The sequence below is a fragment of the Psychrobacter sp. 1U2 genome (genome assembly GCF_051847575.1).
The window spans coordinates 1-850 of the sequence record NZ_JBPYDC010000758.1 but is presented as its reverse complement, the minus strand read 5'-3'; the positions used below and the strand labels follow the sequence as shown (position 1 = coordinate 850).

The 850-nt window shown below is 46.5% G+C and carries 1 protein-coding gene; it reads right to left on the bottom strand.

The genetic code is table 11. From position 1 onward, the window contains the following. On the bottom strand, positions 1-764 hold a 764-nt coding region (locus ACS8FD_RS18565; protein WP_439276928.1), incomplete at its 3' end, for a zinc-dependent alcohol dehydrogenase. Positions 765-850: the final 86 nt, after the last annotated feature.

Below are 850 nucleotides of genomic sequence, written 5' to 3'. Positions count from 1 at the left end.
AACATCGTTAAAGCTTGATCAAAGGCCTTAGAGGATACGGCAGTTACAAGCACCCCATGAGCACCGCCGATCTCTTTTTGTAGATACTCACCAGGATCGGTATTCTTGGCATTAACGGTAACTGTTGCGCCTAGTTTTTTGGCAAATTCAAGCTTCTCATCGTCAATATCGACAGCGGCAACGTTGAGTCCCATAGCAGTAGCGTACTGTACCGCCATGTGACCAAGTCCACCGATACCTGAAATAACGACCCAATCACCCGGCTTGGTGTCGGTCATTTTTAGACCTTTATACACCGTAACACCTGCACATAGGACTGGTGCAATCTCAACAGAGTCAACACTCTCAGGGATGATGCCCACATAGTCAGCATCTGCTAATACGTATTCTGCAAAGCTACCATTTACTGAATAGCCAGAGTTTTTTTGTTTTAGACATAGAGTCTCCCAACCGCCTAAGCAGTGGGTGCAGTGACCACAGGCAGAGTAGAGCCAAGGGACACCAACTCGGTCGCCTTCTTTGACATGATGTACGTTTTCGCCAACAGCGGTAATGAGGCCGACGCCTTCGTGTCCGGGGATAAATGGTGGGCTTGGTTTGACTGGCCAATCTCCTTCAACCGCATGCAAATCAGTATGACAAACACCCGATGCTTGCATTTTTACCACAATCTGACCGGCGCCTGGGGTCGGGATGTCAACTTCTTCAATCTGCAGAGGTTGATTGAACTCATGTAGAACAGCCGCTTTCATTTTATTACTCATAAGGTAACTCCTTATTAATAGCAGTCACTAACGCTCAACTCAATCGTTCAAACCGCCAATTATTTTACCTATAGATGATTAGTAAG